14 protein-coding genes are annotated in these 15,087 nt (G+C 59.9%); 8 read left to right on the top strand and 6 right to left on the bottom strand.

The window, feature by feature from the left end; translation table 11 throughout:
- Window positions 1-3 precede the first annotated feature (3 nt).
- Entirely contained in the window at window positions 4-3,222 is a 3,219-nt protein-coding gene (locus CKW38_RS02940; RefSeq protein WP_095111770.1) for a transporter substrate-binding domain-containing protein, read from the top strand.
- A gap of 11 nt (window positions 3,223-3,233) precedes the next feature.
- Here CKW38_RS02940 and dkgB read toward each other — a convergent pair whose 3' ends face one another.
- Complete coding sequence (gene dkgB / locus CKW38_RS02935) at window positions 3,234-4,037, bottom strand: 2,5-didehydrogluconate reductase DkgB (RefSeq protein WP_095111769.1); 804 nt, start codon at window positions 4,035-4,037, stop codon at window positions 3,234-3,236.
- Window positions 4,038-4,199: 162 nt separating this feature from the next.
- Window positions 4,200-5,108 carry a LysR substrate-binding domain-containing protein gene (locus CKW38_RS02930; protein ID WP_007913389.1) on the bottom strand — a complete coding sequence of 303 codons (909 nt, stop codon included), beginning with the start codon at window positions 5,106-5,108 and terminating at the stop codon, window positions 4,200-4,202.
- A gap of 104 nt (window positions 5,109-5,212) precedes the next feature.
- On the opposite strand from CKW38_RS02930, the gene CKW38_RS02925 reads away from it, so the two are divergent.
- From CKW38_RS02925 to CKW38_RS02910, 4 genes are all read left to right on the top strand, one after another.
- Window positions 5,213-6,079 carry a pirin family protein gene (locus CKW38_RS02925; protein ID WP_095111768.1) on the top strand — a complete coding sequence of 289 codons (867 nt, stop codon included), beginning with the start codon at window positions 5,213-5,215 and terminating at the stop codon, window positions 6,077-6,079.
- A gap of 86 nt (window positions 6,080-6,165) precedes the next feature.
- On the top strand, window positions 6,166-6,849 hold the full coding sequence (locus CKW38_RS02920) for an isochorismatase family protein (RefSeq protein WP_095111767.1): 684 nt from the start codon (window positions 6,166-6,168) through the stop codon (window positions 6,847-6,849).
- A 56-nt stretch (window positions 6,850-6,905) separates the two neighbouring features.
- Window positions 6,906-7,532 carry an isochorismate family cysteine hydrolase YcaC gene (gene ycaC / locus CKW38_RS02915; protein ID WP_095111766.1) on the top strand — a complete coding sequence of 209 codons (627 nt, stop codon included), beginning with the start codon at window positions 6,906-6,908 and terminating at the stop codon, window positions 7,530-7,532.
- A 218-nt stretch (window positions 7,533-7,750) separates the two neighbouring features.
- A complete protein-coding gene (locus CKW38_RS02910) occupies window positions 7,751-9,193 on the top strand; it encodes a mechanosensitive ion channel family protein (RefSeq protein WP_095111765.1) in 1,443 nt (480 codons plus the stop codon).
- 3 nt (window positions 9,194-9,196) lie between these two features.
- Here CKW38_RS02910 and CKW38_RS02905 read toward each other — a convergent pair whose 3' ends face one another.
- Entirely contained in the window at window positions 9,197-9,778 is a 582-nt protein-coding gene (locus tag CKW38_RS02905) for a GNAT family N-acetyltransferase (protein WP_007913394.1), read from the bottom strand.
- A 129-nt stretch (window positions 9,779-9,907) separates the two neighbouring features.
- Here CKW38_RS02905 and xth point away from each other — a divergent pair, with 129 nt between their 5' ends.
- Window positions 9,908-10,702, top strand: coding sequence for an exodeoxyribonuclease III (xth, locus tag CKW38_RS02900; RefSeq protein WP_007913395.1), 795 nt, complete (start codon window positions 9,908-9,910; stop codon window positions 10,700-10,702).
- Window positions 10,703-10,803: 101 nt separating this feature from the next.
- Window positions 10,804-11,646 carry an arylamine N-acetyltransferase gene (locus CKW38_RS02895; protein ID WP_095111764.1) on the top strand — a complete coding sequence of 281 codons (843 nt, stop codon included), beginning with the start codon at window positions 10,804-10,806 and terminating at the stop codon, window positions 11,644-11,646.
- Here CKW38_RS02895 and CKW38_RS02890 read toward each other — a convergent pair.
- From CKW38_RS02890 to CKW38_RS02880, 3 genes are read right to left on the bottom strand one after another with little or no spacing between them, the layout of a single operon-like run.
- Window positions 11,628-12,059: a DUF4952 domain-containing protein gene (locus tag CKW38_RS02890; protein WP_007913400.1), complete on the bottom strand. Its 432-nt coding sequence runs from the start codon at window positions 12,057-12,059 to the stop codon at window positions 11,628-11,630. The genes CKW38_RS02895 and CKW38_RS02890 overlap by 19 nt on opposite strands.
- The gene (locus CKW38_RS02885; RefSeq protein ID WP_095111763.1) at window positions 12,060-12,809 is read right to left on the bottom strand and encodes a hypothetical protein; all 750 of its coding nucleotides are present in this window, start codon (window positions 12,807-12,809) and stop codon (window positions 12,060-12,062) included.
- Window positions 12,810-12,857: 48 nt separating this feature from the next.
- Entirely contained in the window at window positions 12,858-13,352 is a 495-nt protein-coding gene (locus tag CKW38_RS02880) for a PAAR domain-containing protein (protein ID WP_095111762.1), read from the bottom strand.
- A gap of 210 nt (window positions 13,353-13,562) precedes the next feature.
- Between CKW38_RS02880 and CKW38_RS02875 the strand changes: the two genes are divergently transcribed.
- Entirely contained in the window at window positions 13,563-15,086 is a 1,524-nt protein-coding gene (locus CKW38_RS02875) for a nucleobase:cation symporter-2 family protein (protein ID WP_007913403.1), read from the top strand.
- Window position 15,087: the final 1 nt, after the last annotated feature.

The following is a 15,087-nucleotide window of genomic DNA, read 5'->3' as shown; positions in this document are numbered from 1 at the left end:
GACATGAAGCAGGGATGGCAGATTTTCTGGCTGTGGCTGAGTCTGATAGCCACCTGCTGGGCGAGTGACACGCCACAAGTGCTGCAAGTACTGACCCGCAGCGGGCCGGAAAACAACCAGTTGCGCCTGGACGAACAGGACCGGCAATGGCTGCGTCAGCACCCGATACTGCGCATGGGCGTTTCTGGTCCGGATTACCCACCGTTCGAGATCACCCGCAATCAGCATGAACTCGAAGGGTTGACGGCCGATTACGCTGATCTGCTGGCGCAGTTGCTCGGTGTGCGCATCGAAGTGCAGCGTTTTGCCAACCGCGATGCCGTGATGGCGGCACTCAAACGCGGTGATCTTGATCTGCTGGGGACTTCCAACAGTTTTGAAGCCGCCGACCCGGACTTCATTCTGTCCCGTGCTTACGCCGAAGATCAGCCGATGCTGGTGACTCGGCTCGAAGAGCGGTTGCCGAGCGATCTGGCCGGCAAGCGTCTGGCCATGGTCGAGGACTATCTGCCACTGGTCAGCGTACAAGCGTTCTATCCCCAGGCCAGCGTGCAGCGCTACCCTTCGGCGATGGATGCGCTCGGGGCGGTGGCGTTCGGCGCGGATGACGTGTATCTGGGCGACTTCATCAGTGCCAACTACCTGATCAACACCAATTATCGTAACGACCTGCAGTTGGCCGGCCCGGCGGGACTGGACGCCAATTCGTTCGGCTTTGCCCTGTTGCGCAGCGACGCGCGCCTCAAACGCATCGTCGATAAAGCGTTGACCGCCATCCCCATGGAGCGCCGGCAACGTATCGAGCAACGCTGGAGCGCAGGCCTTGCCGAAATGGCTGAACAGTCGCGGGTGCAACTCAGTGCCAGCGAGCAGGAGTGGCTGGACCAGCATCCGGTGGTGCGCGTCGGTGCCATCGAAGATTTCGCACCGCTGACTTTTTTTGATGCCGATGGCCGTTTCAGCGGGCTGTCGGCGCAACTGCTGAGCTTGATCAGCCAGCGTAGCGGGCTGAACTTCGAAGTTGTGCGCGGAACGTCGCTGGATCGCCAGATCGAACAGCTCAAGGCCGGTGAACTCGATGTATTGCCGGTGGTGACACCGAGCAGCGAGCGCGAAACCGAACTGCAATTTACCCGCGCCTATCTGAACAATCCGTTTGTGCTGGTCAGTGCAATCACCGTGCAGGGGCCGCTCAACCTTGATGATCTGAACGATAAACGGCTGGCGATTTATCGCGGCCATCCGTTACGCGGATATTTATTGGAACGGGTGCCGCGCATCCGTCTGATCGAAGTCAAAAGCCCCGCCGAAGGCATGGCGTTGATCGCCAAAGGCCAGGTCGACGCCACGGTCAGCTCGTTGCTGGTAGCGCGCTTTCTGATCGCCCGTCACTACCGCGAGCGTCTGCGCATCAGCGGCACGGTCGGTGATCAACCGGCGCGCATTGCGCTGGCGACGGCGCCGCACATGCCGGCACTGCATTCGATCCTGAACAAGGCTTTACTGAGCATCGCCCCGCAACAGATGGACGAATTGGTTGAGCGCTGGAGCCACGATGTGGTTGTGGATGACAGTTACTGGTTACGGCATCGTCGCGAAATTCTGCTGGGCTTTGCCGGTGCCGCGGTGTTGCTGACGCTGGCGCTGGCCTGGATCGTTTTTCAGCGCCAGCAGATTCGTCGGCGCCAGCAATGGTTGCAGCAATTGCAGGAAGCCAAGGAGGCGGCGGACGACGCCAATCGGGCGAAAACCACGTTTCTGGCGACCATGAGCCATGAAATCCGTACACCGATGAACGCCTTGATCGGCATGCTTGAACTGGCCTTGAAGCGCGCCGAGGAAGGCCAGACCGATCGTTTGGCCATTCAGGTGGCCTCCAATGCCGGGCAACAATTGCTGGCGCTGATCGGCGACATTCTCGACATCGCGCGGATCGAGACCGGGCATTTGTCCCTCGCGCCGGAACGCGCCAACCTGCGCGAACTGGTGGTGTCGGTGTGTCGGGTGTTTGAAGGGCTGGCGCGCCAGAAGCGTTTGTTGTGGCACATCGAACTTGATGCTCGCAGCGATGTTGACGTGCTGATCGACCCGACGCGCTTCAAACAGGTGCTGTCGAATCTGTTGAGCAACGCGATCAAGTTCACCGAGGAGGGCGAGGTCAGTCTGCGGCTGGTGGTGACCGCAATGGTCGCCGAACACCTGGCGGTGAAGGTACTGATTGAAGACAGTGGGGTGGGGATCAGCGACGACGATCGGCGACGGCTGTTCAGCCCGTTCGTGCAGGCGGGCGCTGATTCGCAAGCGGCCCGCAGCGGCTCCGGACTGGGTCTGGTGATCAGTCGCAGCCTCTGCGAAATGATGGGCGGCACGCTGCGACTCGACAGTGCACAGGGTGAAGGAACGCAGGTCGAAGTCAGCCTCGAGCTGCCGCTGTTGGAAGCCCTCGCTCAGGCCCCGGCGCCGTCCTACACACTGATCGCCGCTACGTGTTCATTGAGTGTTCTGGTGGTGGACGATCATCCGGTGAACCGCTTGCTGCTGTGCTGGCAGTTGACTGAACTCGGCCATCGCACGGTCGACACCGTGAACGGCGATGAAGGGCTGGAGCGCTGGCGTGCACAGGCGTTCGATGTGGTGATCACCGATTGCAACATGCCGCGGCGCAACGGTTATCAACTGGCGCAGGCCATTCGTGATGAAGAAGCAATGGCTGGTCGCGAACCCTGTCTGATCCTCGGCTTTACCGCCAACGCTCAGGTTGAGGAGCGCACGCGCTGCCTGAATGCCGGCATGGACGACTGTCTGTTCAAACCGATCCGCTTGCACGACCTGGCGCAGGCATTGACGGCGGCCAGTCATTGCGACATCGCGGCTGCCCCCGGCGAAACGCCGGTGTTGGCGGAAATCGACCTGAGCACCCTGGAGCAAATGGCCGGGGATGATCATGCCCTGATCGAACAGTTGCGCAAGGAAGTGTTGAACAGTTTGCAGCTCGATCTGCAACGCCTTGATGATTTGCAGCCTGAGCAGGATCGCGCAGGGCTGCGTGAGCTCACTCATCACATCAAGGGCGGGGCGCAGATGGTGGGCGCAGCGCGGGTAGTGGCGGCGTGTGTTGATCTGGAGCTGGCGAGTCAACAGGCGCAAGCGGCAACGCTGGGCATCGCGGTCGAGACGTTGCGCGAGGCCATGGCCAGCCTCGCGCAACGTCTACACATCTGACGCGTGTCGGGTCAGTCCCAATCAGGCGCGATGCCTTTCGGGCTGGTCAGACGATGGCCGCGATCGAGTGTGGCAATCAGCGCCATATCGGCGTCGCTTAGCGTCAGCGCGGTGGCAGCAAGATTGCTTTGCAGGTTGTCACGTTTGGTCGACGACGGGATCACCGCGTAGCCCGACTGCATCGCCCAGGCCAGGGTGACTTGTGCCGGCGTCGCCTGCAGGCGTTCGGCGATCTGCTGGAGCAACGAATCTTTCAACACTTCACCGTAGGCGAGGGTCATGTACGAGGTGATGTGGATGCCTTGGCTGCGGGCAAACTCGACCACTTTGCGGTTTTGCAGGTACGGGTGCAGTTCGATCTGGTTGGTTGCGATGTTTTCTGCACCGACCGCAGCAATAGCCTGCTGCATCAAATCGATGGTGAAGTTGGACACGCCGATCTGCCGGGTCAGGCCCAGGCGCTTGGCCTCCAGCAGCGCGCCCACGAATTCTTCGACCGGGACCTGGTTTTCCGGCGATGGCCAGTGAATCAAGGTCAGGTCGAGGTAGTCGGTCTGCAATTTCTGCAGGCTCTCCTTGAGGCTGTCGATCAAACGATCCTTGGCGAAGTTGGCGACCCAGATCTTGCTGGTGACAAACAGTTCTTCACGCGGGATGCCGCTGGCTGCGATGGCTTGGCCGACATCGGCTTCGTTTTCGTAGATTTGCGCGGTGTCGATGACCCGGTAGCCGAGTTCAAGGGCGGTGCTCACCGAATCGATGACCACTTGGCCTTGCAGACGAAACGTACCAAGACCGAAAGCGGGTACAGACATGAAAGACTCCAGGGTTGCAGTGGGAATGGGCAGGAGTATCCGTGTCTGAATCGTTGAGAAAAACCGCTGGTGGGGCAAAGCACTGTTGATCAGAAGTCATGAATCTTTTCCAGGAATTGTGTTGTCCGGGCTGGCCTCTTCGCGAGCGGGCGCACCACCGATTCAGGCAATGTCACTGTGGGCAAACTCCTCGCCGAGAAAATCAATCAACGTGCGCACCGACGGTAACAACCCGCGCCGCGACGGAAAGATCGCATGCACCACCCCGCACTTCGGCGCCCAACCCGGAATCAGCTCGACGACGCGTCCGGCGGCAATATCCTCACGCACCACCACACTCGGCAAGTGCGCCACGCCAACCCCGGCAATCACCGCCTGACGCAACGCGATCAAATCATCGGTGACCATCCGCGGCGTGTGGCGGATCAGCGCCGTGTGGTCATTCGGCCCCAGCAACTCCCATTGATATTCACGCTGCGCCGCGCCCCAATGCAGGCTCGGCAAACCATTGAGGTCAGCGGGCGAGGGCGGTGACGACAGGCGTTCGACAAACTGTGGGCTACCGACCACCGATTGCGTGCTGTTGCCCAGCACCTTCATGACCATGTCGGTGTTCTCCAGCGGCGGAAAGCGCACGCGCAAGGCAATGTCGAAGCCTTCGTGCAGCAGATCGACGCGGCGGTTGGTGCTCTCGATAAACAATTCCACCAGCGGGTATTTGAGCATGTAGCGCGTGAGCATCGGCCCGACCCACGAGTTGAGCAGCGCCGTCGGGCAACTCAGGCGCACCAGCCCCTGCGGTTCGGAGCGGTTACGTTCGATCAGCTCGGCGGCGCTTTCGGCTTCGACGCGCATGGCCAGGCAGCGCTGGTAATACGCCTGGCCGATTTCGGTCAGCGAGCAATGGCGGCTGGTGCGGTGCAGCAGGCGTACGCCGAGGCGCTCTTCCAGTTCGGAAATACGCCGGCTGAGTTTTGATTTGGGCATGTCCAGTGCGCGCCCGGCAGCGGCGAAACCGTGGTGTTCGACCACTTGGGTGAAGTAGTAGAGGGTATTGAGGTCTTCCACCATCGTTCTCCAGATAGAACGCTAAGGCTGATTTTTGCAGTCTAGTGCATTAATGGTCATGGATTTAAGCTTAATCCATCGCATCACTCACCCCATTGGAGACAACCATGAAAAACATCATCGGTATCTACACCAGCCCGCGCGGCCATTGGGTCGGCGATGGTTTCCCGGTTCGCACGCTGTTTTCCTACGACAACCTGGGCAAACACATCAGCCCGTTCCTGCTGCTCGATCACGCTGGCCCTGCCGATTTCACCCCGACCTCCGAACGGCGTGGCGTTGGTCAGCATCCGCACCGTGGTTTCGAAACCGTGACTATCGTTTATGAAGGCGAAGTGCAGCACCGCGACTCGACCGGTAGTGGCGGCGTGATCGGCCCGGGCGATGTGCAATGGATGACCGCGGCTTCCGGGATCCTCCACGAGGAGTTCCATTCGGAAAACTTCGCCAAAACCGGCGGCAAACTGGAAATGGTCCAGCTGTGGGTCAACCTGCCGGCCAAGGACAAAATGGCCGCGCCGGGCTACCAGACCATTCTCGACAGCGACATCCCGAGCATTGCGCTCAAGGACAATGCCGGCCGCTTGCGGCTGATCGCCGGTGAGTTCAAGGGCCACAAAGGCCCGTCGCGCACCTTCACACCGATCGACGTGTGGGACTTGCGCCTGAACGCCGGCAAGTTGCTGACGCTGGATCTGCACGAAGGCCGCAACACCGCGCTGGTGGTGCTCAAAGGCTCGGTGCAGGTCAACGGTGTGGAATCGGTGGGCGAAGGGCAGTTGGCGCTGTTCGAGCGCGACGGCCATCAGATGACGCTCGAAGCCAGCCAGGACGCGGTGGTGTTGCTGCTCAGCGGCGAGCCGATCGACGAACCGATCGTCGGCCACGGCCCGTTCGTGATGAACACCGAGCAGGAAATCCATCAGGCGTTCGCCGACTTCCAGTCCGGCCGCTTCGGCCAGATGCACGTTTAACGCACCACCACTCCGCTCTACACAGGATGCGTAGGCCGGTTCGCAGGCCAGGGATGGCTGTCGCCTATAGAAAAGAGGACACGCACATGAACACTGTCAATGCAGCGAACTTCGACGGCCAGAAACCGACCATCGATGCCAGTGACGCGGCCATGTTGTTGATCGACCACCAGAGCGGTCTGTTCCAGATCGTCAAGGACATCGACGTGCCTCAATTGCGCGCCAATGCCATCGCACTAGCCAAAGCCGCGACCCTGTTGAAGATGCCGGTAATCACCACCGCCTCCGTGCCGCAAGGGCCGAACGGGCCGTTGATCCCGGAGATTCACGAAGCGGCGCCGCATGCGCAATACGTGGCGCGCAAAGGCGAAATCAATGCCTGGGACAATCCGGAATTTCACGCAGCGGTCAAAGCCACCGGCAAGAAGACGTTGGTGATCGCCGGAACCCTGACCAGCGTGTGCCTGGCGTTCCCGTCCATCGCCGCCGTGCACGAAGGCTACAGGGTGTTTGCCGTGGTCGACGCGTCCGGCAATCACTCAAAACTCGCCACTGATCTGACCGTTGCCCGTTTGGCCCAGGCCGGGGTGGTGCCGATCGACATCATGGCTACGCTTTCCGAGCTGCAAGGCTCGTGGAACCGTCCCGATGCCGAACAGTGGGCGGCGGTCTACGCCCAGGCCATGCCGCATTATCAATTGCTGATCGAGAGCTACCTCAAGGCTCAGCAAGTCGCGAACGAACACGAAGTGCTGGATTCCCAGCGCTGATCGAGTCCCCTGAGGCCGACCCCCGTCGGCCTCTACCACCCGCGAGGATTACTGCTATGACCACTCAATACAAACGTCTGGACAAGAACAACGCCGCAGTGCTGCTGGTCGACCACCAGGCCGGGCTGCTGTCGCTGGTACGCGATATTGATCCGGACAAGTTCAAGAACAACGTGCTGGCACTGGCCGATCTGGCCAAGTACTTCAAGCTGCCGACGATCCTCACCACCAGTTTTGAAACCGGCCCCAATGGCCCGCTGGTGCCGGAGCTGAAAGCGCTGTTCCCGGACGCGCCGTACATCGCCCGTCCAGGCCAGATCAACGCCTGGGACAACGAGGATTTCGTCAAGGCGATCAAGGCGACCGGCAAGAAGCAGTTGATCATCGCCGGTGTGGTGACGGAAGTGTGCGTGGCATTCCCGGCGCTGTCGGCACTGGAAGAAGGCTTTGATGTGTTCGTGGTCACCGATGCTTCGGGTACGTTCAACGAACTGACCCGCGATTCGGCATGGAATCGTATGTCCAGCGCTGGCGCGCAATTGATGACCTGGTTCGGGCTGGCCTGCGAACTGCACCGCGACTGGCGCAACGATATTGAAGGGCTGGGCACGCTGTTCTCCAACCACATCCCGGACTACCGCAACCTGATGACCAGCTACAGCACCCTGACTAACGGTAAATAACCCAGGCCTTACGCAATACCTGTAGGAGTGAGCCTGCTCGCGATAGCGGTGGGTCAGTCAAAGAGATTTCGACTGATACCCCGCCATCGCGAGCAGGCTCACTCCTACATGGGTTTTGTGGTGTTTTTGCGGGCGTGTTCATGCTGTGAAATCAATTGCTCCTACACTTGCTCAATCTGTGCGATCTTCTCGCGATTGGCCTTCGTCGGAGTTGTTTGATGCTGTCTCTGCTCACCGAACATCCGTTGTTTTGCGCGTTGGTCCTGATCCTTCTCGATCTCGGTCTGTGGCGCTTGATCAGCTCCCATGGCAGCGAGTGGAAACTGCTGGTGCGGGTGCTGATTTTCGCTTTGTTCAGCGTGTTGCTGTTCAACGAAGGCCTCAACCCGATGGAGCCCGCACCGTGGGCCGACAACGTGCCGCTGCACCTGGCAGCGACTGGGTTGCAGATTGGCTGGTGGCTGTTCGGCGCACGCACCCTGACGGTGTTGATCGGCGCGGTGATGATGCAACGGGTCGGGCACACCGGGCGGCTGTTGCAGGATTTGCTCGGCGCGGTGATTTTCCTCATCGCGATCATTGCCGCGCTGGCGTACGTGCTGGATCTGCCGGTCAAAGGCGTGCTGGCCACCTCCGGAGCGTTGGCGATCATCGTCGGTCTGGCCTTGCAGAGCACGCTCAGCGATGTGTTCTCCGGGATCGTCCTCAACACCACCAAGCCCTATCAACTGGATGACTGGATTTCCATCGACGGCACCGAAGGCCGAGTCACCGACATCGACTGGCGCGCCACACGCCTGCAAACCAGCCAGGGCAGCATGGCGGTGATTCCCAACTCACTGGCGGCCAAAGCCAAGATCATCAACTTCAGTCGGCCGAGCAATATGTTCGGTGTCGCGGTCAGCGTGCAGGTCAGCCCGCACGCGCGGCCCAATTCAGTGATCGATGCGCTGGAGCGGGCGATGCAGGGCTGTCGTCAGTTGCTCGATACTCCCGCGCCCAGTGTGGCGCTGAAAAGCTCCGGCAGTAGCGGTGCGGAATACGAGATCAGCGGTTTCGTCGCCTCGATGGGCGAGAAGCGTGTGGTGCGTAATCAGCTGTTCGATCTGGCCTATCGGCACTTGCAGGCGTCCGGGGTGAGTTTGCTATCGAGCAATGAAACCGGTGCGCCAGCCAACCTTTCGCGGCCACGGGCATTGCTCGACAGTTCGCCGATTTTCTCGACGTTGCGCCAGGAAGAGAAAGAAACCTTCAGCCAGAACATGACCCTGCAAACCTTCCGTGCCGGCGAGACGATTCTTGAGGCGGGGGAGGTCAGCGATCACTTGTTCATTATCGAGTCGGGTGTGGTCACGGTGACCTTGACCCGCCATGGCACGCCGTTCGAGTCCGGGCGCATGGGCCCCGGCGAAGTGATCGGCGAGGCCGGCATACTTTCCGATTCTTCTGTGCCGGCCAAGTTTGCCGCGAAAACCTTCTGTGCCCTGTACCGCATCGAGAAGACTTACCTGAAGCCGTGTCTGGACGCTCGCCACGATATCAGCGATGCCATGAAAACCTTGCTCGATTACCGCCTGCACAAGGCGCAATCGCTGACCGAGGAAGCGCCGGTGGTGGTGGCGAAAAAAGGCTTTCTACAATGGCTGCGCAATCGCGCCTGAGCATTACCGGTTGCCGGCGAGTTTCTGCTCCAGGTGCAAGCGTACCTGCGGCCACTCGTCGTCGATGATGCTGAAACGTACCGAGTTGCGCTTGCGTCCGTCCGGCATGATCCGCTCGTGGCGGACGATACCTTCCTGTTGCGCGCCAAGGCGCAGGATCGCGTTACGTGACTTCTGGTTGTTCTCGTCGGTGGTGAACTGCACGCGCACGCAATCGAGCACGTCGAAGGCGTGGCGCAGCATCAGGTATTTGGCTTCGGTGTTGACGAAGGATTTTTGCCAGCTCGCGGAAATCCAGCTGCTACCGATTTCCAGCTTGCGATTGAGCGGGTCGATCTTCCAGAAACGTGTAGAGCCGATCACTTCGCCGCTCTCTTTGAGCACAATGACAAACGGCAGCACCGAGCCGGCGTCACGGCCATCGAGGGCTTTTTTCAGGTAGCTGTCGACGGTGCTCGCCGACGGCACGACCGTGACGGTGAGGTTCCACAATTCGCCGTCAGCGGCAGCGTGGAGCAGGGCAGCGGCATCTGAATACTGGAGCGGGCGCAAAAGGATGCGCTGACCTTGCAGCGTGGTTTGCATGGGATTCAGGTCTCGGCGGAGCGGGCGAATGGCGAGCGCCTATTACGCCGCAGCGGGTGGATCCGATGCAACCGGCGCGATGTTCACGAGGTCAGAATTTTCACAGCCCATGGGCAGGAGCCTCAGCCGATGAAAAACCTGCGGATCGCCACCTACAACGTCAACGGCCTGCGCGCACGTTTGCCGAATCTGCTGGATTGGCTCAAGCGCGAGCAACCGGACATCGCCTGCCTGCAAGAACTCAAGTCTGTCGACACGGCATTCCCCGCCGCAGAGCTGGAGGCCGCCGGCTACGGCGCGATATGGCAGGGCCAGGCTTCGTGGAACGGCGTGGCGATTCTCGCCCGCGACGCGCAACCGCTGGAAAGTCGTCGCGGTTTGCCCGGCGATCCGGATGACAAGCACAGCCGTTATCTGGAAGCGGCGGTGCACGGCGTGCTGGTCGGCTGCCTGTACCTGCCCAATGGCAACCCGCAACCGGGACCGAAATTCGATTACAAACTGGCCTGGTTCGAACGGCTCATCGCGTATGCGAAGGATTTGCAAAGCAGCGATCACCCGGTGGTACTGGCCGGTGACTACAACGTCGTGCCCACCGACATGGACATCTACAACACCCGTTCCTGGCTCAAGGATGCGCTGCTGCAACCTGAGAGTCGCGAGTGTTATCAGCGCTTGCTCGATCAGGGCTGGACCGATTCGCTGCGGCATCTGTATCCCGAGGATCGGCTCTACACCTTCTGGGACTACTTCCGCCAACACTGGCAAACCAACTCCGGTCTGCGCATCGATCATCTGCTGCTCAACCCGGCGCTGAGTCCTTATCTGCATGAAGCCGGCGTAGACGCATGGGTGCGCAACGAACCGCACGCCAGTGACCATGCGCCGACGTGGATCCGTATCGGTTCACGCAAGAAACGCTAGCAGGCGATTGGCGAAATCAATTGTCGAAAACAGTGCCGGATCCCGTATACATGGCGACCATCAACGCAGTGACCTGCGGCCCCATGCATAAGGATCGAGCAATGAGTGAGCCACGCCTGACGAATCGGAAGCTGTACCTGCAACGTCTGGGTTTTGAAACGCCACCGGAACCGACACTTGCGACCCTGCGTCTGCTGCAATTGCGTCATACCGGCGTGTTTCCGTTCGAGAACCTGGCGACGATCAGCGGGGCGCCGGTGTTGATCGATCTGCCGTCCATTGAAGAAAAAGTCTTGCTCGGTGGGCGCGGTGGTTACTGCTATGAACTGAATAACCTGTTCTTTGCCCTGTTGCTGGAACTGGGGTTCGACGCTCGGGCCATCAGCGGGCGCGTGGTAATGAATCAGCCCGAAGGCAGCTGGACAGCGCGTACACACCGTTTGAGTCTGGTGACCATCGACGATGTGCGCTACATCACCGATGTCGGTTTCGGTGGCATGGTGCCGACCGCGCCGCTGCTTCTCGATACCGAGACTGAGCAAGCGACCCCTCACGAACCTTATCGCATTGAAAAACAGGCCGACGGCTACATGCTGCGTGCCAAGGTGGCGGGTGAGTGGCGATCGATGTACCTGTTCGATCTGCAACGCCAGGAAGACATCGATTACACCATCGGCAACTGGTACGTCTCGACACATCCCGAGTCACCGTTTACCCAACGTCTGATGGTCGCGCGTACCGGCGATGGCTGGCGCAAGACGCTGAACAACGGCAGTTTCGCCATTCATCGCATGGGCGCCGAGAGCGAGCGGCGTGAGGTCGCGGACGTCGAGGATCTACTCGATCTGATTGAGGTTGAGTTCGGGATACGGGTCGCGAGTCCACAGTTGTTGAGGCCGGTGCTCGGACGCCTTATCCAGCCTGGTCAGGGATCCTCAGCGTAAGCATCGACCTGGATCGTGAAGCGATTGATCTTGGCCCACGACTCCCGTTGCCTGACCTCTGTTTCCTCTGAGCCAATGCTGATGAGGTAGTTGATGCCTGTTGCTGGATCTCTGAAACCATTTTGGGTCGAGTCCCAGACACAACAGGCGCGCGTGATCGGCAAAATCCCGAAGTGCTGTTCAAGGTACTGTTCGGCTTTCGAAGCATTGGCCCCGGATACTTCATAGCTGGCTGAAAATGGCTGGCCCATGCGGTCAAGCGCCTGTTTGCAGCCTTTGAATTCAACAAACGATGGCTTGTCTGCGAGCTTCGAAAGAAAGTCATCACAGCCAAAGTCGGCACTGGCACTGGCACTGCTGGCAATGACCAGCAGCAGCGCGGGTATCCATCGGATAAGTAGCAACCGTTTCAATTATTTCTCCACCAGCAATTCACCGACATATTTCCCGCCTTCACCTTTGACTCGCCGGCAGATCAGGTAGTCGTAGATGTCGTTCCATTTTATCAACTCATAAAAGGTGACACAGCCGTCGGACAAATGACCGACATGGATGTAACGGCTGCTGTTGCCTTTTGTACCTTGCAGTTCGATTGGAAACCAGACGTCGGTGCAATGCAGATTACCTTGTACCTTGTAGCCATCCGTGGAGATATTTCCGTGGGAGCGGTCAGGCGCCATGATCCGATGGCGTCCGGGTGGGATCGGGGTAAATTCGCTGCCCCACTGGCTGTTCAGCGTCACCTTCGCCGTTTTGCCATTGAAGCTGACCTGTGCCCATTGCTGCAGCAGTTTGCCTTTGAACTCCGAGACCGCATGGGCCGGTGCACCGGTGTACTTGACCTTGACGGTGGCAGGCGCCGTTGGCGGGGTGTCCATCAGGTACTTCAAGGCATTTTCGGTTTTCAGGCTGGCCGTCTGCCCGACGAACTCCGAATTGCCGTCGGCGATCCGGAAGTAGGTTCGACCACCGGACTCCTTGGTGAAGTTCACTTTGGTGTATTCGCAGAGGGCGACGAGCGTGCCTTTAGGTTCGAGTTTTACACTCAGCCAGCCGTTTTCGTCAGCCCGTTTGGTGTATTTGGTGACAACGACTGCGGGATGCGTACTGCCACTCTGCCGGTTCGAGGGAGCCCGGTTATTGTTGAGTATTGCCTGCGCCATGCTGGTTACAACTCCCTTCAGGTGAATTCAGCCACTGGTTTTTCCTGCTCAGGCCAGGTCGTCAGGCTCCAGATGCAGCAGTTCGCTCGCTCGGGTCGAGACTCTCTGGGTCAGTCCGCGCTCATTGGTGATGCCGCGGATTACCTTGCCGGACGCGGTGGTGATTTTGTAAGCGAAGTCCGGGACAGGCTCGCCGTCGGCGTCCAGCAACGTGAACTGTTCGTCGAAACCGAGGTTGATCGGCGGAACGGGGCTGATCGCAGCGCCACCGCCGCTCTGGCCAATGATGACGGTGCCGGAACCGCCGACGATAACGTCGCCATGGCTACCAAGACTGCCTTGGGTGGCGGCGTTTTTACCGTTGATGAAGACGGTTGCGGAAATGTTGCCGCTGATGGAACTGCCGCAAGAGGCCGTGTCGCCGAGGCGCGCGGCTGGCAAACCATCGAAGAATACGTCGGGAGAGCCGGCAACTATTTTCTGCGCCGCATGGGCAGGGCATGTTGTGGCGTCTGTGGCGCGTGCAGCGGGTTTTCCACTCATGGTGACTTCCTTTTCTTGCCCGGCGGGGGGCATCCGTTGATCCGTACGGCATGGCTTTTGATCGCGCCACGTGATGAGGGGGTACTCAAGTCATCAGGCCGTTTGAGTGACGAGTAACCCTCCCCGGATATTTTGTATACAAAAGCATGGACACTTGTCGCGAGTTTTGAATACAGTGTGCGCATAACAAAAACCAGGGAACCCCCCACCATGAAAACGCCCCATGTTTCACACCAACGGCCCGAGGACGAAAATCTCGGGGTCGGCGCGAATATGGCTTACGGCCTGCAACATGTTCTGACCATGTACGGCGGTATCGTTGCGGTGCCACTGATCATCGGCCAGGCGGCCGGCCTGTCGCCGGCGGACATCGGTTTGCTGATTGCTGCTTCATTGTTTGCGGGGGGGCTGGCGACGCTGCTGCAAACCCTGGGTCTGCCGTTTTTTGGCTGTCAGTTGCCGCTGGTGCAGGGTGTGTCGTTCTCCGGCGTGGCGACCATGGTCGCAATCGTCAGCAGTGGCGGGGAGGGCGGCTTCCAGTCGGTGCTCGGCGCGGTGATAGCGGCGTCCTTGATCGGGTTACTGATCACGCCGGTGTTCTCGCGAATCACCAAGTTCTTTCCGCCCTTGGTCACCGGTATTGTGATCACCACCATCGGCCTGACGCTGATGCCGGTGGCCGCACGCTGGGCGATGGGCGGCAACAGTCACGCGCCGGACTTCGGCAGCATGCAGAACATCGGTCTGGCGGCGGTGACGCTGGTATTGGTGCTGTTGCTGAGCAAGGTCGGCAGCTCGACCATCTCGCGTCTGTCGATCCTGTTGGCCATGGTGATCGGCACGGTGCTGGCGGTGTTCCTCGGTATGGCGGACTTCTCCAGCGTCACCACCGGGCCGATGTTCGGCTTCCCGACGCCGTTCCACTTCGGCATGCCGACCTTCCACTTCGCCGCGATCCTGTCGATGTGCATCGTGGTCATGGTGACCCTGGTGGAAACGTCGGCAGACATTCTGGCGGTCGGTGAGATCATCGGCACCAAAGTCGATTCCAAACGTCTGGGCAATGGCCTGCGGGCGGACATGCTGTCGAGTATGTTTGCGCCGATTTTCGGTTCGTTCACCCAGAGCGCCTTCGCCCAGAACGTCGGGCTGGTGGCGGTGACCGGGATCAAGAGCCGCTATGTAGTGGCGACTGGCGGCATCTTTCTGGTGATTCTTGGCCTGCTGCCGTTCATGGGCCGGGTCATCGCTGCGGTACCGACTTCGGTGCTTGGCGGCGCCGGTATCGTGCTGTTCGGCACGGTGGCGGCGAGTGGTATCCGCACGCTGTCCAAGGTGGATTACCGCAACAACGTCAACCTGATCATCGTCGCCACCTCGATCGGTTTCGGCATGATCCCGATTGCTGCGCCGAACTTCTACGATCACTTCCCAAGCTGGTTCGCGACCATTTTCCACTCGGGCATCAGTTCGTCGGCGATCATGGCGATCCTGCTCAACCTGGCCTTCAACCACTTCACCGCCGGTAACTCGGATCAGCAGTCGGTGTTTGCGGCGGCGGAAGAGCGGACCCTGCGCTATCGCGATCTGGCGGCGCTGCGTGAAGGCGATTACTTCAGCGACGGTAAGCTGCATGACTGCGATGGCAAGGAAGTGCCGGTGATCGAGCCAGATGACCACGATCATGGGCACGGTGCGCCGAAGGTGCAGGTGAAAAGCAGCGAGCATGTCTGAC

It is taken from the genome of Pseudomonas sp. Irchel 3H7, from assembly GCF_900187605.1.
GTDB lineage: Bacteria > Pseudomonadota > Gammaproteobacteria > Pseudomonadales > Pseudomonadaceae > Aquipseudomonas.
This window is presented reverse-complemented; position numbering and strand designations above follow the sequence as displayed.

Bases quoted from the DNA above. Each gene is read 5' to 3' on its own strand.
- CKW38_RS02930 (WP_007913389.1), bottom strand. From the start codon at position 5,108: ATGGTGGAAGACCTCAATACCCTCTACTACTTCACCCAAGTGGTCGAA.
- CKW38_RS02940 (WP_095111770.1), top strand. From the start codon at position 4: ATGAAGCAGGGATGGCAGATTTTCTGGCTGTGGCTGAGTCTGATAGCC.
- dkgB (WP_095111769.1), bottom strand. From the start codon at position 4,037: ATGTCTGTACCCGCTTTCGGTCTTGGTACGTTTCGTCTGCAAGGCCAA.
- CKW38_RS02875 (WP_007913403.1), top strand. From the start codon at position 13,563: ATGAAAACGCCCCATGTTTCACACCAACGGCCCGAGGACGAAAATCTC.
- CKW38_RS02895 (WP_095111764.1), top strand. From the start codon at position 10,804: ATGAGTGAGCCACGCCTGACGAATCGGAAGCTGTACCTGCAACGTCTG.
- ycaC (WP_095111766.1), top strand. From the start codon at position 6,906: ATGACCACTCAATACAAACGTCTGGACAAGAACAACGCCGCAGTGCTG.
- CKW38_RS02920 (WP_095111767.1), top strand. From the start codon at position 6,166: ATGAACACTGTCAATGCAGCGAACTTCGACGGCCAGAAACCGACCATC.
- CKW38_RS02910 (WP_095111765.1), top strand. From the start codon at position 7,751: ATGCTGTCTCTGCTCACCGAACATCCGTTGTTTTGCGCGTTGGTCCTG.
- xth (WP_007913395.1), top strand. From the start codon at position 9,908: ATGAAAAACCTGCGGATCGCCACCTACAACGTCAACGGCCTGCGCGCA.
- CKW38_RS02905 (WP_007913394.1), bottom strand. From the start codon at position 9,778: ATGCAAACCACGCTGCAAGGTCAGCGCATCCTTTTGCGCCCGCTCCAG.
- CKW38_RS02925 (WP_095111768.1), top strand. From the start codon at position 5,213: ATGAAAAACATCATCGGTATCTACACCAGCCCGCGCGGCCATTGGGTC.
- CKW38_RS02880 (WP_095111762.1), bottom strand. From the start codon at position 13,352: ATGAGTGGAAAACCCGCTGCACGCGCCACAGACGCCACAACATGCCCT.
- CKW38_RS02885 (WP_095111763.1), bottom strand. From the start codon at position 12,809: ATGGCGCAGGCAATACTCAACAATAACCGGGCTCCCTCGAACCGGCAG.